Here is a 20,201-nt window from a genome sequence, read left to right on the forward strand (position 1 = left end):
TCCCGGCGGGCGGTCGCGGTGGTGCGGGTGGGGGCGCTCAGCCCTCGAAGACGCCGGCCTCGACCAGGCGCTTCTCGGTGGCGTCCCAGCCGTGGTCCGGGTAGGACGCGGCCAGGCCGTTGATCTCGGCGCGGATCTTGGCGGCGTGGCCGGCGGCGGCCAGCACACGGATCTCCTCGACGAACGCCTCGGAGTCGGTGCGCAGGTGCGCGGTCTTGCCGTTGGTCAGGTTGCGCACGTAGGCGTGCTTGCCGCCGTTGAGCGGGATCAGGTACTTGAACTCGCCCAGCACGCTGAGGGCGCCACCCTGGCCAGCCTGGCCGGCCCGGACGGACGCGCGCGCGGTCTTAGAGGTGTTGCTCGCCACGGAGGTACTCCTTGCAGACGTACGGTGGGGACGGAAGGCCGTCCGGGGGCTGTGCGGGTGACGCCCGGGTGGGCGCCGGCCCGCGAAGATGTACGGCGGCACAGAGAACCGCCCAGAGAACTGTACACGACCACGACACCTGGCTGGTCGTCGCGGCGTCAGAGGGCACAACCAGGTCCACCACCCGGGTATTTCCCGGCCCCGGGGCCCGGCGAATTTTCCGATTCGCTGGCGCACCACCAGTCACACGGGTCATCATGTGTGCCAGGTACCACTCGCGTAGGACGAGGTCGTAGGGGAAGACGCACCTCGGCTCACCGGGAGGTCACCGTGCCAACGCGTGGCGTCGTATACGTCCACTCGACCCCGCTCGCCGTGTGCTCGCACGTCGAGTGGGCGATCGCGCGCGTCCTCGCCGCGCCGGTCAACCTGCACTGGACGGCACAGCCCGTCGATCCGGGCGCCCGCCGCGCCGAGTGCGGCTGGACCGGCAACCCGGGGACCGGCGCGGAGCTGGCCGCTGCCCTCCGGCAGTGGCCCATGATCCGCTTCGAGGTCACCGAGGAACCCAGTCCCGGCGTCGACGGCGAGCGCTTCATGTACGTACCCGGCCGGGGCCTGTTCCGCGCCGCGGTCGGCGCGGCCGGCGACATCCAGCTCGGCGAGGACCAGCTCCGCAGCCTGATGGCCGCCGCACGCGGTCCGGAGGCGCTGGCCCACGCCCTGGACAAGGCGCTCGGCACCGCCTGGGACGCCGAACTGGAGCCCTACCGGTACGCCGGCGACGGTGCGCCGGTGACGCTGCTCACCCGGGTCGGGTGACGTAGGCCGAGTTGCCCCGATACGGTGGGCCGCGTGTCGATTTCCTCGCGCCGCTCCGCCGTCGCGCTCGCCGCACTGACCGCGCTGCTCGCCTCCGGGTGCTCGGACGGGCCGGACCGGCCCCGGCCCACCCCGTCGAGCCCGGCGCCGTCGTCGGCCGCGCCCGCGCCGAGTGACCCGCCCGCCGCCGACCCGGCCGCCCGGGCCGCCGCGCTCGCCGGCACGCTGAGCGACGAGGACCTGGTCGGGCAGGTGCTTATGCCGTACGCCTACGGCAGCTCGGCCACCGAGGTCTCGGCCGGATCGGCGGCCGGGAACCGGGCACTCGCCGGGGTCGACACCCCCGCCGAGATGGTGGCGAAGTACCGGCTCGGCGGCGTGATCCTGGTCGGCTTCAGCGCCGACGACCCGACCTCGGGCAACCAGGCCACCACGAACGTGGACAACCCCAGGCAGGTCCGTGCGCTCACCGACGGGCTGCGCGCCGCCGCCGGCAAGCTGCCCGCGGGCGCCGCACCGTTCCTGATCGGCACCGACCAGGAGCACGGCGTGGTCACCCGGATCACCGACGGCGTGACGCTGCTGCCGAGCCCGCTCGCCGCCGGCGCCGCCGGGAACCCGGCGCTGACCGAGGCCGCCTGGCGGGCCGCCGGTGCCGAACTGGCCGCGATGGGGATCAACCTCGACTTCGCGCCGGTCGCCGACGTGCTGGCGACCCGCAGCACGGTGATCGGCTCCCGCTCCTTCGGCGCCGACCCGGCCACCGCGTCCCCGCAGGTGGCCGGCGCGGTACGCGGTCTCCAGGCCGAGGGCGTCGGCGCCGCCGTCAAGCACTTCCCCGGGCACGGCCTGAGCGCCGAGGACTCGCACACCGAACTGCCGGTGATCAAGCAGTCCCGCGCCGAGCTGGACCGCCTCGCGTTCCCGCCGTTCCGGGCCGGGATCGGCGCCGGGGCCATGGCGGTGATGTCGGCCCACCTGGACGTCAAGGCCGTCGACCCGGGCACCCCCGCGACGTTCTCCCGCAAGCTGCTCACCGACGTGCTGCGCGGCCAGCTCGGCTTCCAGGGCGTGGTGATCACCGACGGCATGAACATGGCCCCGGCGAAGAAGTGGTCGCCGGGCGAGGCCGCCGTGCGCGCGCTCAACGCCGGCAACGACCTCATCCTGATGCCCCCGAACGTCAACCAGGCGTACGACGGGTTGCGCGCCGCGCTCAAGGACGGCTCGCTGCCCCGCGCCCGCCTGGTCGAGGCGGTAACCCGGGTGCTGACCATGAAGTTCCGGCTGGCCGGGCGGGACGCGCCCGCGCTGTCCACCCTCGACGGCACCGCGCACCGCAAGGCCGCCGACGACCTGGCCGCCGCTGCGGTGACGGTGCTGCGCGGCACGTGCGGCGGCGCGGTGAAGGGGCCGGTGAGCGTCACCTCCTCCGGCGGCCGGGAGCGCACCCGCAAGCTGCTGACCGAGGCGCTCACCGCGGCCGGGGTCAAGGTGGTGCCCTCCGGCGGCACGGTGGTGCACCTGGTCGGATACGGCGACGGCGCGAAGGACCTGAGCGCGGGCGCCGCCGTCACGGTGGCGATGGACACGCCGTACGTGCTGTCCGGGGCGAAGTCGCCGACGCTGATGGCCACCTACTCGTCCACCCGCGCCTCGATGGCCGGGCTCGCCGCGGTGCTCGCCGGCAAGGCCCGCCCGGCCGGCCGGTCCCCGGTGCCGGTCTCCGGCCTGCCGGCCACCACCTGCCGCACCTGACCCGGCCGTGCCGAAACCCGCGTGCGTCCGGGCGGTCCCGGCTGGCCAAGCGCGCATGGGTGAGGCCACACAGGGATTCCGGTACGTGCGTAAGGAAGGGCCCCTTGTTAACGCCTGCGGTAGAGGAAGGGCCCCTTCTTAACGGAGGCTGTTAAGAAGGGGCCCTTCCTTACGTCCGGTCAGGGACGGGTGAAGACCAGCGCCACGTTGTGCCCGCCGAAGCCGAACGCGTTGTTCAGCGCCGCCGGGATCTCCATGTGACGCGCCTTGTGCGCTGCCACGTCCAGCGTCAGGCCCTCGTCCGGGTCGTCCAGGTTGATCGTCGGCGGGATCACGCCGTCCCGGATGGCCAGGATGGTGGCGATCGACTCCAGCGCGCCGGCCGCGCCGAGCAGGTGCCCGGTCATCGACTTCGTGGCGGTGAGCACCGGATGGTCGCCGACCGCCTGACGCAGCGCGCCGATCTCCAGCATGTCCCCGACCGGGGTGGAGGTGGCGTGTGCGTTGACGTGCACGATGTCGGTACGGGCCACGTCCGCGTCGGCGACCGCCCGGGCGATGGCGCGGATGGCGCCCTCACCCTCGGCGTGCGGCTGCACGATGTCGTACGCGTCCGAGGTGATGCCCGCGCCGGCCAGGCGCGCGTACACCCGGGCGCCCCGGGCGGCGGCGTGGTCGGCGCGCTCCAGGATGACCAGGCCCGCGCCCTCACCGAGCACGAAGCCGTCGCGACCGGAGTCCCACGGCCGGGAGGCCCGCTCCGGCTCGTCGTTGCGGGTCGACATGGCCCGCATCGAGCTGAAGCCGGCGATCGGCAGCGGGTGGATGACCGCCTCGGTGCCGCCGGCCACCACCACGTCGGCCCGGCCGGCGCGGATGATGTCCAGCCCCAGCGCGATCGCCTCCGCGCCGGTCGCGCAGGCGCTGGCCACCGTGTGCACGCCGGCCTTGGCGCCCAGTTCCAGGCCGACCCAGGCGGCCGGGCCGTTCGGCATCAGCATCGGGATGGTGTGCGGGGAGACCCGCCGCGGCCCGGACGCCTCCAGGATGTCGTCCTGGGCGAGCAGGGTGGTGGCGCCGCCGATGCCGGAGCCGACGCTGACCGCCAGGCGCTCCGGGTCCGGGCCGGCGTCGGCCAGACCGGCGTCGGCCCACGCCTGCTTGGCGGCGATGATGGCGATCGCCTCCGAGCGGTCCAGCCGGCGCAGCTTCACCCGGTCCAGCACCTCGGACGGGTCGACCGCCAGCTCGGCGGCGATCCGGACGGGCAGTTGCGCGGCCCACTCCTGGGTGAGCGCACCCACCCCGGAGCGGCCGGCGAGCATGCCGTCCCAGGTCGACGCGACGTCCCCGCCGAGCGGGGTCGTCGCGCCGAGCCCGGTGACGACGACGTCGGGACGACTCATATCAGGACTGCGCCTCGATGTAACTGACCGCGTCCCCGACGGTCTTGAGGTTCTGCACCTCGTTGTCCGGGATCTTGACGCCGAACTTCTCCTCGGCCGCCACCACGACCTCGACCATGGAGAGCGAGTCGACGTCGAGGTCGTCGGTGAAGGACTTCCCCTCGGCCACGTCGTCCGGGTTCACCCCGGCAACCTCTTCGAGGATCTCGGCGAGGCCGGCGGTGATCTCGTCACGGGTCATTGCGGTTGGTTCCTCTCATCGGGGGTCACGTGCGGCAGGCGTCGCCTGTCACACACCTCGGCGCGTTCGCGCCCGAGGGGGTCTCAGGGGCAGCGGACGACCTGACCGGCGTAGGTCAGGCCGCCGCCGAAGCCGAACAGCAGCACCGGGGCGCCCGAGGGCACCTCGCGCCGCTCGACCAGCTTCGACAGGGCCAGCGGGATGCTCGCCGCCGACGTGTTGCCGGACTCGACGATGTCCTTGGCGATGATCGCGTCCGGGATGTTCAGCCGCTTGGCGATGCCGTCGATGATCCGGGCGTTTGCCTGGTGCGGCACGAACGCGGCCAGCTCCGACGGGTCCACCCCGGCGCGCTCGCACGCCTGGAGCGCGAGCGGGGCCAGCGCGGTGGTGGCCCAGCGGAACACCGACTGCCCCTCCTGGATGATGTACGGCTGCCAGCCCTCGATCCGGACCGCGTCGCTCTTCTCCGGCGCGGAACCCCAGACCACCGGCCCGATCCCGGCCGGCTCGTCGTCGGCGGTCGCGCTGACCACGGCCGCCCCGGCACCGTCGGCGAAGATGATGCAGGTCGAGCGGTCGGTCCAGTCGGTGACGTCGGAGAGCTTCTCGGCGCCGATGACGATCGCGTTGCGCGCCGCGCCGGCCCGGATCGCGTGGTCCACGGTGCCCAGCGCGTACGCGAAACCGGAGCAGGCGGTGTTGAGGTCGTACGCCCCGGGCGCGTCGATGCCCAGCTTGGCCGCGACCCGGCAGGCCACATTGGGGCTGCGGTCCACGGACGTGCAGGTCGCCACCACGACCAGGTCGATGTCGGCGGCGGTCAGCCCGGCGTTGGCGAGCGCCTTGCCGGCGGCGGCGGTGGCCATGTCGGCCACCGTCTCGTCGCCCGCGATCCGGCGGGTGACGATGCCGACCCGGTCCCGGATCCACTCGTCGTTGGTGTCGACCATCTGGGCGATCTCGTCGTTCGTGACGACGCGGGAGGGCTGGTAGTGCCCCATCGCGACGATCCGGCTGCCGGCCATTTAGTGCGTTCCTCCGATACGGACGAGGGGCTGGCCCGGTGCGACCGGGTCGTCGTGGTGTGCGAGCCACTCGACGAGCGACCCGTTGTCGTGCGCGGTCACCTCGACCTGCCCCCGGCCGGTGGCGATGTGGCCGACGACCTGTCCGGTGCGTACCCCGGCGCCCTCGGCCGGTGCGGCCGACCGGTCGAGGCGGCCGGCGGCGGGGGAGACGACCACCCGGAACGGCGGCGCGGCCGGGCGGGCCGCGGGGCCGGCGTGCCGGGCGATCAGGCGGCGCGCGGCGGGCAGGTCGGCCGGGGTGTTCAGGGTGACGATCTCGGGTGCGCCCTCGCCCTTGAGTTCCCGCTTGACCAGCCCGGCGAGGGTGCCGGCCGGCGGCAGCTCGATGACGCCGGTGACGCCGAGGTCGGCCAGCGAGCGCATGCACAGGTCCCAGCGGACCGGCGCGGTCACCTGCCGGACCAGTCGCCGTACCGTCTCCGGGCCGTGCCCGGCCGGTGCGCCGTCGAGGTTGGACAGCAGGATCCGGGCCGGTGCGGAGGCCGGGACTCCGGCGGCCACCGCGGCGAGGGCGGTCTCGGCGGGCGCCATGTACGGCGTGTGGAACGCGCCGGCCACCTGGAGCCGGATGACGCGGGTCCGGGCGGGCGGCTCGGCGGCCAGCTTGTCCAGCGCGTCGACGGCGCCGGCGGCCACGATCTGACCGGCGCCGTTGCGGTTGGCCGGGTGCAGCCCGAGCGCCGTCAGCGCGGCGATCACCTCGTCCGGGTCACCGCCGAGCACGGCGGCCATCCCGGTCGGCTCCAGCGCGCAGGCGGCGGCCATCTCCCGTCCGCGTACGCCGGCGAGCGTCACGGCGGACTCGGCCGGCAGCACCCCGGCCAGCGCGGCCGCGCCCAGCTCACCGACGCTGTGCCCGGCGACCAGCCCGACGTCGTGCATCGGCAGGTGCTCGGCGGCGAGCAGCGCGGCGGCGACCAGCAGCGGCTGGGTGCGGGCGGTGTCCTTGATCTCGTCCGCGTCCGCCCGGGTGCCCAGGTGGATCAGGTCCGCCCCGGCCAGCGCCGACCACCAGCGCAGACGCGCCTCGGCGCCGGGGAGGTCGAGCCACGGCGCGAGGAAGCCGGGCTTCTGCGAACCCTGTCCGGGAGAGAGTACGGCGAGCACGTGTACGACTCTGACGGATACCGGCGTGCCGCGCTGTAACGTACGGCACGAAACCGCACTAGAACCTTTAGAGGAAACCTACAAAGATCGTCGGTGGTCATCGCCGGTCGGAGGCCGTCGGCACCACCGGGTCGAGGCGTCCCACTGTCAGCGCGACCTGCAACGCGAACGCGTCGCGCGGGGCCAGCGGCGAGAAGCCGGTCACCTCGGCGATCCGCTTCAGCCGGTAGCGCACGGTGTTCGGGTGCACGAACAGCGCCCGGGCGGCGCTCTCCAGCGTGCCGCCGGCGGCGAAGAACGCGTCGAGCGTCTCCAGCAGCTCACCGCCGGAGCGGGCGAGTGCCGCGTACACGTCGTGACGTAACCGGCGGCGGGCCTCGGTGTCGCCGGCCAGCGCGCGTTCGGGCAGCAACTCGTCGGCGGCGACCGGGCACGGCGCGGTCGGCCAGGCCGGCGCCGCCCGGAACCCGGCCAGCGCCGCCCGCGCCGACTCGGTGGCCTCGTCCAGGCTGGGCACCGCCGGGCCGACCACCACCGGCCCGTCGCCGAAGGCGGTACGCAGCTTCTCCGTGGCCGCCACCGGGTCGGCCGCGCCGCCCAGCACGATGACCAGACGGTCGCCGTGCACGCCGCCGATCACCTCGACGCCGATCCGCCGGGCCTGCCGGTAGACGGTGTGCAGCACGGCGGCCACCTCGCCGCCGGGGGAGCGGCCCACCGCCACCGCCACCGGCGGCGCGTCCGTCCAGCCCAGCGCGGCGGCCCGGCTGGCCAGCACGTCCGGGGAGTCGCCGCGCAGCAGCGCGTCGACCAGCAGCGCCTGCAGCCGGGCGTCCCAGGAACCGCGGCTCTCGGCGGCCCGGGCGTAGACCCGCGCGGCGGCGAACGCGATCTCCCGGGAGAAGCGCAGCACCGCCTCGCGCAGCGACTGCTCCTCGCCCGGCACCGCCAGGTCCGACACCTGCTCCTCGACCACGTCGATGGTCACCTTGATCAGCGCCACGGTCTGCTGGAGGCTGATCGAGCGGGCCAGCGCCTGCGGCGCGGCGGCGAAGACCTCGTCCGACACCTCCTGGGTGCGGTCGGTCGCGCCGCCGCCCTGGCGCAGCCACTGCACCAGCGAACGCACGCCGGCCTGGGCGACGAGCATGACCCAGGAGCGCTGGTCGGCGGGCAGCTCACGGAACCACGGCAGCGTCTCGTCCATCCGGGCCACGCTGGCGGTGGCCAGGCCGCCCGCCGCCCGTTCGATGCGGCGCAGCGTCGCCGACGTCTCCGTTCCGCCCGGTTCGCTCACCGCACCAGCCTGACACGGCGTGACCAGCGGATCCACTTCGAGGCGACGCCCTGGCCGCGGCGTGACGATCTCCACCGGTACGCGATGACGATCTTGTCCGGCCGGGCCAGTACGGTGTCAGGGCACGCCGGGCCAGACTCGGCCGGGCGGGCGAGGCCGACACGTGAGGGGGGCCGGGATGGCGCAGGGGGAGGCCGAGCACGGTTGCGCCCAGGGTGAAGCCTGCCGGCGCGGCCACGACCAGCCGGCGACTGCCACACACCCGCGCCGGCCGTGCCTGAACCAGCAGGGGGAGCAGCCGTCCGGGCGGGCGCCGGAGCGTGCCGAGGACGAGCCGGGTGTGCCCCGGCAGCGGGCGGCGGAGCCGGCCCGTCCGGCCGACGAGGAACCGGCCGACCCGGGTTGCCGCAGCGGCCTGGCCGGCTGGGCGGGCGCCCACCGTCACGGCGCGGTACGCCCCCGCAACCGCACCGTCCGCCGGGAGCGCCCGCCGCGCCGCTGGTGCTGACGCGTCGCCGGCCGGGCTGACGGGTGCCGGCGGGAGCTGTAGGGGTTCGGGCCGGGCTGCCGCGGCTCAGCGGGTGCGGCGGCGGACCAGGAGTGCGATGCCGGCCAGCCCGGCGGTGATGACCAGCACGACGCCCACGTTGAGCAGCAGCAGCCGCTGGAGTTCACCGAGCGCGGTGTCGATGTTCTGCACCGGGTCGAGCGCCTCCTCCGGAAGCACCCGCTCGCCGCCGCCGATGCCGCCGGCGAGCGTGTCGAACTGCGCCGGCATCGGCACGCCGACCGAGCGCAGCGTCTCGGGCATGTTGAGCCGCCCGAAGAACCAGCCGGCACGGGTGCTGCTCTGGTCCGGCTGCTTACCCGGCCGGTAGATCCGCGGACCGCCCTTGGCCAGCGGGAACAGGTCGTAGGCACGCTGTGGGCCGGCGGCGACGAGCACCACCACCGTGTACTTCGGACCGAGATCCTTCGCGGCCGGGCCGCGCAGCTGGCCGGTGGTGCCCAACCACTTGACCTGGTCGACCAGCAGGTTGACCTCGTTCGGGCTGGTGTCGGACCGCAGCTTCAGCGGCGCGTCGAGCCGCTCCCCGCTGATGTCGACGCCGGTCGGGGCCGCCGCCTTCGGCTTGGGCGCCGCCTGGGCCGTCGCCGTGCCGGCCAGGGCCAGCGTGCACGCGAGAGCCGCCACGCTCCCGGTCACGGCGGCCAGCCGTCTCACCCTTCGGATCATCGCCGCCTCCTCGCCCCGTTCGATGGCTGGCTTCCGCTGCAGGTCACACTGGACCGGTGCCCACCACAAAGACTCCGCAGAACGGCGCTCGGTTGCAGCTGGTGGAAGAGTATTTGGAACTATCTGCGAGCTGTGACCGACCAAAGAACGGTCGATGATCATCGGCCGGATCCTACCCGGACGGGGGGAACCATGGGGGGCAGGGTCGCCCGTGTGGCGCGTACCTGGGCGGTGGTGCTCGGGGTGGTCGCGGCATCCGCGCTGCTGCCGGCCGCGCCGGCCGCCGCGCACAACTCGCTGACCGGCAGTGATCCGCGAGACGGGGCCCGGCTGGCCGCCGCACCGGAGCGGATCGAGCTGCGGTTCCTCGCCACGCCGAAGGAGGCCACCACCGAGGTCACCGTCACCGGCCCGGACAACGTGGCCGCGACCGGCGGCACACCGACCTTCGCCGGCAAACGCGTGACGGTCCCGTTCCGGCCGGGAGCGGCCGGTCTCTACATCGTCACCTACCGGCTCGCGTCCGACGACGGCCATCCGGTCAAGGGGGAGATCCGGTTCACACTGACCACCGGCACCCCGGCAGAGCCCTCGTCGGCGAGCACGCCGCCCACCAGTGCCGCACCCACCGCCGCGCCCACCAGCGCTGTACCCAACGCCGCGCCGACCAGCGCCGCGCCGTCCGCGGCGAGCCCGACCCCGGCCGCCGCCGGAGCGGACGACGACGGCGATACGGGCTGGCTGTGGGCGGCCGGCGCGGTGGTGGTGCTCGCGGCGCTGGGCGGCGGGCTGCTGCTGCGCCGCCGGGCCACCCGCCGGTGATCGTGGCCAGCGCGCTCGACCGAGGTACCGCTTTCCGGCCCCGACACGCCCGAGCGTCGGAACCGGCGCCCTGCCTGCGGCTCAGACCAGGCGTACGCGGGCGGCGCGCAACCGGGTCAGCGTACGGTCGCGGCCGAGCACCTCCAGCGACTCGAACAGGGGCAGGCCGACGGTGCGCCCGGTGACCGCGACGCGTACCGGCGCCTGCGCCTTGCCCAGCTTCAGCCCGCGCTCCGCGCCGACCGCCTCCAGCGTGGCCTTCAGCGACTCGGCGTCCCAGGACTCCAGCGCCTCGAACGCGGCGATCGCCGCGTCCAGCAGGTCGGCGGCGCCCTCCTTCATCGCCTTCGCCCAGGCCGCCTCGTCGATCAGCGGGTCGGCCAGGAACAGGAAGTCGACGTTCGGCACGATCTCGCTGAGCACCGCGATCCGGGTCTGCGCCAGCGGGGCCACCGCCGCGAACGCGGCCGGGTCGAACTCGTCGGGCCGCCACGGCGGCGGGGCGATGGTCCCGGTGCCGGTGAGCCATGGACGGCACGCCTCGACGAAGTCGGCCACCGGCAGCGCCCGGATGTAGTCGCCGTTGAACGCGCGCAGCTTCTTCTCGTCGAAGAACGCCGGGGACGGGTTGACCTCGTCCAGCCGGAACTCCTCCTCGATCACCGGCCAGGGCACGATCTCCCGGTCGCCCGAGGGCGCCCAGCCCAGCAGCATCAGGTAGTTGCGCATCGCGTCGGCGAGGTAGCCCTCGTCCCGGTACGCCTCCAGCGCGACCTTGTCCCGCCGCTTGGACAGCTTCTGCCGCTTCTCGTTCACCACCACCGGCACGTGCGCCCAGACCGGCGGCTTGACGCCGAGCGCGTCCCACAGCAACTGCTGCTTCGGGGTGTTCGGCAGGTGCTCCTCGGCCCGGATCACGTGGGTGATCCCCATCGACATGTCGTCGACCACGTTCGCCAGCAGGAACACCGGGGAGCCGTCACCGCGGGCGATGACGAAGTCCTCGATCAGCTTGTTCTCGAACGTCGGCTCGCCGCGGACCAGGTCGACCACCACCGTCTCGCCCGCGTCCGGCGTACGGAAGCGCAGTGCCCGGCCCTCGCCCGGTTCCAGGCCACGGTCGCGGCAGAAGCCGTCGTAGCCGCGCTGCTGCGGACCGGTCCGCGCCTGCACGTCGTCCCGGGTGCAGTCGCAGTAGTAGGCCCGGCCGCCCTCGTACAGCCGCTGTGCGGCGGCCCGGTGCTCGCCCGCGTACGAGGACTGGAAGTACGGCCCCTCGTAGCTGCCCCGGGCGATGCCGATCCAGTCGAGCGCGGAGAGGATGCCCTCGGTCCACTCGGGCCGGTTACGTGCCGCGTCGGTGTCCTCGATGCGCAGCACGAACACCCCGCCCTGCTGCTTGGCGAAGATCCAGTTCTGCAGCGCCGAGCGGGCGCCACCGACATGGAACATACCGGTCGGGGAGGGGGCGAAGCGTACACGTACCGTCACGCCCCCCAGCCTACGGCGGGCCGCCACCGTGTAAGGAAGGGCCCCTTCTTAACGTCTCCGGAGGTGAAGGGGCCCCTTCTTAACACGCGCCAGCACGCGCCAGCACGCGCCAGCACGCGTCAACACGCGCGGCGGCCGGCGGGCGTCACGGCACGGAGCGGATCTTCACGACCAGGGCGCTGCCGAGCACTGTGACCGCCGCGGTGACCGCGTACAGCGTCGGGTAGCCGCCGAGGTGCACGACGATCGGCGCGGACAGCGCCGGGCCGAGCACCTGCGGCGCCGAGTTGGCGATGTTGATCACGCCGAGGTCCTTGGCCCGGTCGGTGGCGGCGGGCAGCACCTGGGTGATCAGCGCCGCGTCCACCGACAGGTAGACGCCGTACCCGGCGCCGAGCAGCAGCGCCGCCACGATCGCCATCGGCCAGACCGGCGCCGCCGCCAGCAGTACCGCCGCCACCGCCATGATCAACCCCGAGGCGATCACGAAGACCTTGCGCCGGCCGGAGCGGTCGGACATCCGCCCGGCGACCACAGCGGTGAGCACCATGCCCAGCGTGTAGAGCAGGTAGAGCGTGCCCAGCGCGTTGCCGGTCTGCACCAGGAACCGGGTGAACCAGGCCCAGGCGAAGTCGGGGTGGCGGCGCGGGCTGATCCACATCGAGGCGAACAGGGACCGCAGCCGCAGCGGCGAGCGGTGCTCCCGGGGCAGGTGGTCGTCCTGGGTCAGCAGCGCGAACGGCAGCGACAGCAGCAGCACGGCGAGCGCGATCGCCGCGTACCCGGCCGCGTTGCCGGTGACCACGGCGGTCACCAGCACCGCGCCGAGCACCAGGCCCAGCGCCTGCGGGATGCCCACCCAGCCGGACACGCCGCCGCGCTGTGCCACCGGCACCCGGTCCGGGATCGCGGCGGTGAGGCTGGCCAGCATCGCGTTGAAGCAGACCTGCGCGGCCACCCAGGCCACCGCCACCCCGGCGATGGTGTTCTCCCGGGCCAGCAGCACCAGGGCGAGCGCGCCGACGACCGCGCCGAGCGCGGTCCAGACGTGCCGGCGGCCGAAGTGCCGGTTGGCCAGCCGCAGCGAGGTGCGGTCGGACAGCGCCCCGGCCAGCGGGTTCGCCAGCACTGCGGCGAGCGCGCCGAGGCCGGTGACCACCGCCAGCATGGCTTCCTTGTCGGCCGGGGCGATCCGTTCCACCTGCTGCGGCAGCAGCACCTGGATCGGAGTGAAGAACGCCATCCAGACCCCGAGGTTGGCCGCGAAGATCAGCGCGATCCAGCCCCGCCGTACCGGGACGGTCGGCTCCGCGAGCGCCGCCGGCAGCGAGGCCGGCGTCGGGTTCATCGTGGTCATCGTCGGACCAGATCCGAGAACCAGGCGTACGACGACTTCGGCGTCCGCCGCTGCGTGTCGAAGTCGACGTGTACCAGGCCGAACCGCTTGGTGAAGCCCTCGGCCCACTCCCAGTTGTCCAGCAGCGACCAGACGAAGTACCCGGTCACCGGCACGCCCTCGGCCATCGCCTGGCGCACCGCGCGGATGTGCCCGTCCAGGTACGCGATCCGCTCCGGGTCGTGCACCCGGCCGTCGGCGTCGGGCGCGTCGGCGTACGCGCAGCCGCTCTCGGTGACCTGGATCGGCGGCAGCGCGCCGCCGTACCGCTCGTGCAGGAGGAGCAGCAGTTCGCGAAGCCCGTCCGGGGCCACCGGCCAGTCGAACGCGGTACGCGGGTAGCCCTCCAGCGGCACGAGCTCGAACGGCAGCGGCGAGTCCGCCTCCGGCGCCCGGATGCCGGTCGGGTTGTAGTAGTTGACGCCGAGCACGTCGATCGGGGCGGCGATCACGTCCAGGTCGCCGTCGCGCATCACGCCCGGGTCGAGGCCGAGCGCGTCCGGGTAGCCGCGTCCGAGCAGCGGATCGGTGAACAGCCGGTTGTGCAGCGCGTCGTACGCCGCGGCGGCGGCCCGGTCCGCGTCGGTGTCGCCGGCCGGCCGCACCGGGGAGTAGTTGTTGGCGATCGCCACGGGGGACGTGCTGCGGGCGCGCAGCGCCGCGACCGCGAGGCCGTGCCCGAGGAGCTGGTGGTGGGCCACCGGGAAGGCGTCGAACAGCAGCGTCCGGCCGGGCGCGTGCTCGCCCATGCCGTGGCCGAGGCTCATGGATGAACGGCTCGTTGAGCGTGATCCAGAGTTTGACCCGGTCGCCGAGGCGCGCCGCGGTCAGGTCGGCGTACTCGGCGAAGCGGGCGGCGGTGTCCCGGTGCAGCCACCCGCCGGCGTCCTCCAGCGCCTGCGGCAGATCCCAGTGGAACAGCGTGGCGACCGGGTCCACGCCGACGGCGAGGAGGCCGTCCACCAGCCGGTCGTAGAAGTCCAGCCCAGCGGCGTTCGCCGCGCCGGTGCCGGCGGGCTGGATCCGCGGCCAGGCGATCGAGAACCGGTACGCGGACACCCCCAGCCCGGCCAGCAGCGCGGTGTCCTCGGCGTACCTGTGGTAGTGGTCGCATGCCTGGTCGCCGGTGCTGCCGTCGGCGATCCGGCCCGGGGAGTGGGCGAACGTGTCCCAGATGGACGGACCGCGACCGTCGACCGAGGTCGCGCCCTCAATCTGGTAGGCGGAGGTGGAGACCCCCCAGCGGAAGCCGGCGGGGAACTCGGGCATCGGCGCGGTCGTCAAGTCACCCTCCAAGACGTGAAGCGTGCTCGCGACTCTAGGGTCCTGCGGACCGCTGCGCCATAGGTCGTCGTGGGTGGATGACGCAAGGCGGTTCGGCGTGTCTTTTCCGAACCCGTCCGCTTAAGTCCGATTTACACATAGAGTGCCAAATATCGCGGATGTGATTTAAGTGGGGGAAAGATACTCATGATCCTCGTGGAACGCAGCGCACACGTGGCGGCGCCGGTGGAAGTGGTCTGGGACGTCGTGCAGCGCGCCGAGCAGCTGCCGGCCTGGCTGGCGGGAGTCCGCGCGGCGGAGGTCCTGTCCGGGGAGGGATTCGGGCGGCGGCAGCTGGTCCAGGCCGGACGCGGCGCCGCGCACGAGGCCGAGGTGATCGCCTTCCAGGAACCGACCCTGATCGGCTGGCGCGAACGTGCCAAGGGTGCCGGCGCCAGGGCCGAGGCGCGCACCGAGATCTACGTCCAGCTGACCCCGGACGAGGAGGAGGGCGGCACAGTCGTCCGCCTGATCGTCGTGCGGTGGCCCGCCGGACCCGTCAAGGCGGCCCTGCTCCGGCTCGGCCTGCGCCGGGTCGGCGCCGACCTGGAGGACTCGCTGGCCCGGCTGACCGACCTGGCCGCCGTCGGCTGACCGAGCCCGTCCCGGCGTCGCCCGCGATGGTGACGGCCCGGCGTTCCCGCCAGGGACGCCGGGCCGTCGTCGTCTCCGCCCGAGGTGTTAAGAAGGGGCCCCTCCTCTACCGGAGGCGTTAAGAAGGGGCCCTTCCTTCAGCTGTCGCCGCCGGTCTCGCCGACCGGAGCGGCGTTGACGTCGTCCAGCGCGTACTTGCGGGCCGCGTCGGCCGGCACGTGGGCCGGCACCACGCCGCGCAGCGCGAGCTGGCGCAGCGTGGCCACCGCGACCGACTCGGCGTCCACATGGAAGTGGCGGCGCAGCGCGTGCCGGGTGTCCGACATGCCGAAGCCGTCGGTGCCGAGCGAGGTGTAGTCCCCGGGTACCCAGCGGGCGATCAGGTCCGGTACCGCGCGCATCCAGTCGCTGACCGCGACCTTCGGCCCGTCGGCGTCGGCCAGCTTCCGCGCGACGTACGGCACCCGCGGCTCCTCGCCCGGGTTGAGCAGGTTGTACTCCTCGCACTGGACCGCGTCGCGGCGCAGCTCGGTCCAGGACGTCACCGACCACACGTCGGCTGACACGCCCCAGTCCTCGGCGAGCAGCTGCTGGGCCTTGAGCGCCCACTGCATGCCGGTGCCGGAGGCGAGGATGTTCGCCTTCGGCGCGTCGTCGCCGACCTGCGGTGCGGGGGAGTAGCGGTGGATGCCCTTGAGGATGCCCTCGACGTCCACGCCCTCCGGCTCGACCGGCTGGAAGATCGGCTCGTTGTAGACGGTGAGGTAGTAGAAGATGTTCTCCTGCGCCTCGCCGTACATCCGGTGCAGGCCGTTCTCCACGATGTGCGCCAGCTCGAAGGCGAACGCCGCGTCGTAGGAGACCACCGCCGGGTTGGTGGCGGCGAGCAGCAGCGAGTGGCCGTCCTCGTGCTGGAGGCCCTCGCCGTTGAGTGTGGTCCGGCCGGCGGTCGCGCCGAGCACGAAGCCCCGTGCCATCTGGTCCGCCGCCGCCCAGAACCCGTCGCCGGTGCGCTGGAAGCCGAACATCGAGTAGAAGATGTACAGCGGGATCATCGGCTCACCGTGGGTGGCGTACGCCGTGCCCGCGGCAGTGAACGAGGCCACCGACCCGGCCTCGTTGATCCCCTCGTGCAGGATCTGGCCGGCGGTCGACTCCTTGTAGGACAGGAACAGCTCCCGGTCCACCGAGGTGTAGCGCTGGCCGTGCGGCGAGTAGATCTTCTGGGTCGGGAACAGCGAGTCCATACCGAAGGTACGGGCCTCGTCCGGGATGATCGGCACCCAGCGCTTGCCGAACTCCTTGTCCTTCATGATGTCCTTGAGCAGGCGGACGAAGGCCATCGTGGTGGCGACCTTCTGCTTGCCCGACCCGCGCTTGACGTCGGAGAACCGCTCGGTGCCCGGGATGGTCAGCGTCTTGCGCGCGGTGCTGCGCGTGGGCAGGTAGCCGCCGAGCTGCTGACGCCGGTCCTTCAGGTAGGCGACTTCGTCGGACTTCTCACCCGGCGTGTAGTACGGCGGGAGGTAGGGGTCCTCCTCCAGAGCCTTGTCCGGGATGTCCAGGTAGAGGCGGTCGCGGAAGAGCTTCAGGTCCTCCAGCGTCAGCTTCTTCATCTGGTGCGTGGCGTTACGGCCCTCGAAGTGCGAGCCGAGCGTCCAGCCCTTGATCGTCTTGGCCAGGATCACCGTCGGCTGGCCGGTGTGCTCCATCGCCGCCTTGTAGGCCGCGTAGAGCTTGCGGTAGTCGTGGCCACCCCGCTTGAGGTTCCAGATCTCGTCGTCGGAGAGCTGCTCGACCATCTTGCGGGTCCGCGGGTCGCGGCCGAAGAAGTGCTCCCGGACGTACGCCCCGGACTCCGCCTTGTAGGTCTGGTAGTCACCGTCGGGCGTGGTGTTCATCAGGTTGACCAGCGCGCCGTCGGTGTCCGCGGCGAGCAGCGGGTCCCACTCGCGGCCCCAGACGACCTTGATGACGTTCCAGCCGGCGCCCCGGAAGAACGCCTCCAGTTCCTGCATGACCTTGCCGTTGCCGCGGACCGGTCCGTCCAGACGCTGGAGGTTGCAGTTGATCACGAAGGTGAGGTTGTCCAGCTCCTCACGGGCGGCCACGCCGATCGCGCCGAGCGACTCGACCTCGTCCATCTCGCCGTCGCCGAGGAACGCCCAGACGTGCTGCTGGGAGGTGTCCTTGATGCCCCGGTGCTGCAGGTAGCGGTTGAACCGCGCCTGGTAGATGGCGTTCAACGGGCCGAGACCCATGGAGACGGTGGGGAACTCCCAGAAGTCCGGCATCAGCCGCGGGTGCGGATACGACGGCAGCCCGCCACCGGGGTGCGACAGCTCCTGCCGGAAGCCGTCGAGCTGGCTTTCGCTGAGCCGGCCCTCCAGGAACGCCCGCGCGTACATGCCGGGGGAGGCGTGACCCTGGTAGAAGATCTGGTCGCCGCCGCCCGGGTGGTTCTTGCCCCGGAAGAAGTGGTTGAAGCCCACCTCGTAGAGGGACGCCGAGCTGGCGAACGTGGAGATGTGCCCACCGACGCCGATCTCCGGGCGCTGCGCCCGGTGCACCAGCATCGCGGCGTTCCACCTGATGTACGCCCGCAGCCGCCGCTCGACGTGCTCGTCGCCCGGGAACCACGGTTCGCGCTCCGGCGGGATCGTGTTGATGTAGTCGGTGGTGGTCAGGGACGGCACCCCGACCTGCCGCTCGCGGGCCCGCTCCAGCAGGCGCAGCATGACGTACCGGGCTCGCTTTGTCCCGCGCTCGTCGATGACACCGTCGAGTGACTCGACCCATTCGCTGGTCTCTTCAGGGTCGATGTCCGGAAGCTGGCTCGGCAGACCAGCGGTGATCACCGGGCGCTTGCGTTCCGTAGCCACAGGCGTTCCCTCGGTTTCGTGTGGGATAGGTCTCTAGCGCCATCCTGCCCCCTGGTGGCGTGTGCCGTCACCTCTCCCACCCTCAGACGCGACGCTGAACACAGGTACCCACCAGTAACTTTGCGCGATGACCGGGTGCGCTATCACCGGGCGCGGCGGGGAACCGGGCACTGCGGCAGAATGCGCCGTATGCGCAGTGAGGTGATCACCGTCCGGACCGGCTCCCGGCCGACCGTCCGGGACATCACGAGCGAGGCCGAGCGGTTCGTGTCCGGGGCCGGCGACGGCCTGCTGCACGTCTTCGTCCCGCACGCCACCGCCGGGCTGGCGATCATCGAGACCGGCGCCGGCTCCGACGACGACCTGCTGCGGGCGCTCGACGACCTGCTTCCCAGCGACGACAGGTGGCGGCACCGGCACGGCTCACCCGGCCACGGCCGCGACCACGTGCTGCCCGCCTTCGTGCCGCCGTACGCGACGCTGCCGGTGCTCGGCGGGCGGCTCCAGCTCGGCACCTGGCAGTCGATCTGCCTGGTCGACACCAACGGCGACAACCCCGACCGTCAGGTGCGCCTCTCGTTCCTGGCCGGCTGACCGGACCGGGCGCCGCGCGCCCGGCCCGGCCGCGCCGTCACGGGCGGACCGTCTCCGCCTCCACCGTCTGCCGGCCCTGGTCGACACCGGGGGCGGCGGTACGCGCCGCGGCCGGCGGCCGGTCGTACGTCAGGTTCAGTCCGGGTACGCGGTCCTCGATCACGAACGTGGCCCGGGTGTACGCGGGCGCGTCCGGCCGGCTCACGTACGGCAGCACGTCGAAATTCGCGGTCAGCTCGGTCGGCGTGATCGTGGTGCGCACGTACCCCCGCAGGCTGTTCTGGAAGCGCAGGTGCGGGTTGAACGCCAGCCACGGGTGCGAGCCGGTCGGCGAGTCGGCGCCGTCGCCGGTCGAGGTGATCGACGAGCAGACCAGTTCGCTGCCGACGGTGCGCGAGGTCGGGTCGGCGTAGTCCAGCTTCAGGTCGCTGGCCCAGTGCGCGTGCACGTCGCCGGTGAGCACCACCGGGTTGCGGACCCCGGCGGCCGTCCAGCCCCTGGTGATCCGGTCCCGGGAGGCGGCGTACCCGTCCCAGGCGTCCATGCTCGTCACCGTCAGCGGACCGGAGTTGTTGTCCCGCTGGGCGAAGAAGACCTGCTGGCCGAGCAGGTCCCAGCGCGCCTCGGAACGGCGGAAGCCGTCCAGCAGCCACGCCTCCTGGGCGGCGCCGGTGATCGAGCGGGCCGGGTCGGACGCGTCCGCGCAGCTCTTGTAGCCGTCGCCGCACGCCTGGTCGTCCCGGTACTGCCGGGTGTCGAGCATGTGGAAGGTGGCCAGCCGCCCCCAGCGCACCCGCCGGTAGAGCTGCATGTCGATGCCGCGCGGGATCGAGGTACGGCGCAGCGGCATGTTCTCGTAGTACGCCTGGAACGCCGCCGCGCGCCGCGCGGGGAAGTCCGGATCGGGCGCCTCGGGCACCTCGTCGGCCCAGTTGTTCTCCACCTCGTGGTCGTCGAAGACCACCACCCACGGCGCGACCGCGTGCGCCGCCTGCAGGTCGGTGTCGGTCTTGTACTGGGCGTGCCGCTGCCGGTAGTTCGCCAGCGTCCGGGTCTCCGGCCCCTCGTGGTCGCGCGGGTTGCCGCCGGGGACGTTGTAGGTGTCCTTGGCGTACTCGTACTGGTAGTCGCCGAGGTGCAGGATCAGCTCCGGCTCGGTCTCGGCCAGCCGCCGGTACGCGGTGAAGTAGCCGTGCTCGTACTGGGAGCAGGAGGCGAAGCCCATCGCGAGGGCGGACGGCATCGTCCACGGCGCCGGGGCGGTCCGGGTCCGCCCGGCCGGGGACAGCCAGCGCTCGGCGCGGAACCGGTAGAAGTACTCCCGCCCGGGCAGCAGGCCGTTCAGTTCGACGTGCACGCTGTGCGCGGACTCGGGCCGGGCCAGCCGTACGCCCCGGCGTACCACGTGCCGGAAGCGTTCGTCGGCGGCCACCTCCCAGGCCACCGGCACGACCCGTGACGGCATGCCGCCCAGGCCGTCCTCGGCCAGCGGCTCCGGCGCCAGCCGGGTCCAGAGCACGAAGCCGTCGTGGTCCGGGTCGCCGGAGGCCACGCCGAGCGTGAACGGGTCGTGGCGCAGCGGGCCGGGCGACGCGGCGGCCGCGACCGGCAGGCCGGCTGCCGCGCCGGCGGCGCCGAGCGCCGCGCCGCTGAGCAGGATGGTACGTCGGGACAGAGCCACGGTTTTCCTCCCGGAGTCCGGTTCGTCGACTCCGGGCAGCCTCACGGACGTCGATGGCCGGAAGGTGACGCGCGGACGACCGGCCGGGGATT

Annotated in this window: 17 protein-coding genes and 1 pseudogene; 6 read left to right on the forward strand and 12 right to left on the reverse strand. The window is 73.0% G+C overall.

Annotated features, from left to right (window positions below; all coding sequences use genetic code 11):
- Window positions 1-37: 37 nt before the first annotated feature.
- Entirely contained in the window at window positions 38-367 is a 330-nt protein-coding gene (locus GA0070215_RS23215; RefSeq protein ID WP_026268296.1) for a hypothetical protein, read from the reverse strand.
- A gap of 330 nt (window positions 368-697) precedes the next feature.
- On the opposite strand from GA0070215_RS23215, the gene GA0070215_RS23220 reads away from it, so the two are divergent.
- A complete protein-coding gene (locus GA0070215_RS23220; RefSeq protein WP_091049763.1) occupies window positions 698-1,189 on the forward strand; it encodes a DUF3145 domain-containing protein in 492 nt (163 codons plus the stop codon).
- 33 nt (window positions 1,190-1,222) lie between these two features.
- Complete coding sequence (locus GA0070215_RS23225) at window positions 1,223-2,947, forward strand: glycoside hydrolase family 3 protein (protein WP_091049767.1); 1,725 nt, start codon at window positions 1,223-1,225, stop codon at window positions 2,945-2,947.
- Between the two features lie 179 nt (window positions 2,948-3,126).
- Here GA0070215_RS23225 and fabF read toward each other — a convergent pair whose 3' ends face one another.
- From fabF to GA0070215_RS23250, 5 genes are all read right to left on the reverse strand, one after another.
- On the reverse strand, window positions 3,127-4,353 hold the full coding sequence (gene fabF, locus GA0070215_RS23230; protein WP_018787106.1) for a beta-ketoacyl-ACP synthase II: 1,227 nt from the start codon (window positions 4,351-4,353) through the stop codon (window positions 3,127-3,129).
- Between the two features lies 1 nt (window position 4,354).
- Window positions 4,355-4,594 (reverse strand): acyl carrier protein, encoded by a 240-nt coding sequence (locus GA0070215_RS23235; protein WP_007072348.1) that lies wholly within the window; start codon window positions 4,592-4,594, stop codon window positions 4,355-4,357.
- 83 nt (window positions 4,595-4,677) lie between these two features.
- Window positions 4,678-5,622, reverse strand: a complete 945-nt coding sequence (locus tag GA0070215_RS23240; RefSeq protein WP_018787105.1) for a beta-ketoacyl-ACP synthase III — start codon at window positions 5,620-5,622, stop codon at window positions 4,678-4,680.
- On the reverse strand, window positions 5,623-6,792 hold the full coding sequence (locus tag GA0070215_RS23245) for an acyltransferase domain-containing protein (RefSeq protein WP_018787104.1): 1,170 nt from the start codon (window positions 6,790-6,792) through the stop codon (window positions 5,623-5,625).
- A 97-nt stretch (window positions 6,793-6,889) separates the two neighbouring features.
- Window positions 6,890-8,164 carry a PucR family transcriptional regulator gene (locus GA0070215_RS23250; protein ID WP_369753671.1) on the reverse strand — a complete coding sequence of 425 codons (1,275 nt, stop codon included), beginning with the start codon at window positions 8,162-8,164 and terminating at the stop codon, window positions 6,890-6,892.
- 103 nt (window positions 8,165-8,267) lie between these two features.
- On the opposite strand from GA0070215_RS23250, the gene GA0070215_RS23255 reads away from it, so the two are divergent.
- Window positions 8,268-8,597 (forward strand): hypothetical protein, encoded by a 330-nt coding sequence (locus tag GA0070215_RS23255; RefSeq protein WP_018787102.1) that lies wholly within the window; start codon window positions 8,268-8,270, stop codon window positions 8,595-8,597.
- A 66-nt stretch (window positions 8,598-8,663) separates the two neighbouring features.
- Here GA0070215_RS23255 and GA0070215_RS23260 read toward each other — a convergent pair whose 3' ends face one another.
- On the reverse strand, window positions 8,664-9,326 hold the full coding sequence (locus GA0070215_RS23260; RefSeq protein ID WP_091049770.1) for a hypothetical protein: 663 nt from the start codon (window positions 9,324-9,326) through the stop codon (window positions 8,664-8,666).
- Between the two features lie 213 nt (window positions 9,327-9,539).
- On the opposite strand from GA0070215_RS23260, the gene GA0070215_RS23265 reads away from it, so the two are divergent.
- Window positions 9,540-10,148 (forward strand): copper resistance CopC family protein, encoded by a 609-nt coding sequence (locus GA0070215_RS23265; protein ID WP_244167105.1) that lies wholly within the window; start codon window positions 9,540-9,542, stop codon window positions 10,146-10,148.
- 81 nt (window positions 10,149-10,229) lie between these two features.
- Here the strand turns inward: GA0070215_RS23265 and gltX are convergent, their stop codons facing one another.
- The 3 genes and pseudogenes from gltX to GA0070215_RS23280 form a co-directional block, all read right to left on the reverse strand.
- The gene (gltX, locus tag GA0070215_RS23270) at window positions 10,230-11,639 is read right to left on the reverse strand and encodes a glutamate--tRNA ligase (RefSeq protein ID WP_091049776.1); all 1,410 of its coding nucleotides are present in this window, start codon (window positions 11,637-11,639) and stop codon (window positions 10,230-10,232) included.
- A gap of 145 nt (window positions 11,640-11,784) precedes the next feature.
- Entirely contained in the window at window positions 11,785-12,996 is a 1,212-nt protein-coding gene (locus GA0070215_RS23275; protein ID WP_091049779.1) for an MFS transporter, read from the reverse strand.
- Window positions 12,993-14,304, reverse strand: a pseudogene (locus GA0070215_RS23280) (GH1 family beta-glucosidase). Before GA0070215_RS23280 ends, GA0070215_RS23275 begins: the two are co-directional and overlap by 4 nt.
- Window positions 14,305-14,505: 201 nt before the next feature.
- On the opposite strand from GA0070215_RS23280, the gene GA0070215_RS23285 reads away from it, so the two are divergent.
- Window positions 14,506-14,952, forward strand: a complete 447-nt coding sequence (locus GA0070215_RS23285; protein ID WP_018787096.1) for an SRPBCC family protein — start codon at window positions 14,506-14,508, stop codon at window positions 14,950-14,952.
- 137 nt (window positions 14,953-15,089) lie between these two features.
- Here GA0070215_RS23285 and aceE read toward each other — a convergent pair whose 3' ends face one another.
- Window positions 15,090-17,834 (reverse strand): pyruvate dehydrogenase (acetyl-transferring), homodimeric type, encoded by a 2,745-nt coding sequence (aceE, locus tag GA0070215_RS23290; protein WP_091049783.1) that lies wholly within the window; start codon window positions 17,832-17,834, stop codon window positions 15,090-15,092.
- A 189-nt stretch (window positions 17,835-18,023) separates the two neighbouring features.
- Between aceE and GA0070215_RS23295 the strand changes: the two genes are divergently transcribed.
- Entirely contained in the window at window positions 18,024-18,428 is a 405-nt protein-coding gene (locus GA0070215_RS23295) for a secondary thiamine-phosphate synthase enzyme YjbQ (protein ID WP_208600411.1), read from the forward strand.
- Window positions 18,429-18,465: 37 nt separating this feature from the next.
- Here the strand turns inward: GA0070215_RS23295 and GA0070215_RS23300 are convergent, their stop codons facing one another.
- Window positions 18,466-20,109 (reverse strand): alkaline phosphatase D family protein, encoded by a 1,644-nt coding sequence (locus GA0070215_RS23300; RefSeq protein WP_018787093.1) that lies wholly within the window; start codon window positions 20,107-20,109, stop codon window positions 18,466-18,468.
- Window positions 20,110-20,201: the final 92 nt, after the last annotated feature.

Origin of the sequence: Micromonospora marina, assembly GCF_900091565.1 — a bacterium.
In the GTDB taxonomy this organism is placed as follows: domain Bacteria; phylum Actinomycetota; class Actinomycetes; order Mycobacteriales; family Micromonosporaceae; genus Micromonospora; species Micromonospora marina.